Raw genomic sequence first — 322 nt, 5'->3', positions numbered from 1 at the left:
TACTCGTTCATCAGCGGTGTCAGCCTGCCGCGGACGGGGGCCGACGAGGCGACGCCGAACAGGAACGTCCTGGTGAAGCCGGTGTAGACCAGTTCGCCGCTCAGCAGCCGTCCGGCATCGGTGTAGCCGTCATTGGCGACGGCGCCATTTCTAGTGGCGATAATGTCGGTGGTGGTCGATCCCATGTCGACGAACAGGGCATCGCCGGCGAGTTTTGCCACCAATGACGCTGTCGCATGCCAGTTGGCGGAGGCGACATCGGCGCTCAGCCGCGCTGCCTGCTCGACCCCGACAAAGCCGGACGGTCCGGCATAAATCAAGT

At 64.0% G+C, this 322-nt stretch carries 1 protein-coding gene; it reads right to left on the bottom strand.

Going from position 1 to position 322, the window contains the following annotated elements; genetic code table 11:
* A partial coding sequence (locus AC0L3D_RS37065; protein ID WP_473647582.1) for a hydantoinase/oxoprolinase family protein occupies positions 1–322 on the bottom strand: 322 nt, incomplete at both ends.

The sequence above is a fragment of the Mesorhizobium sp. WSM4837 genome (genome assembly GCF_055811435.1).
The sequence above is the reverse complement of the archived record's forward strand: the minus strand, read 5'-3'. Positions and strand labels throughout refer to the sequence as shown.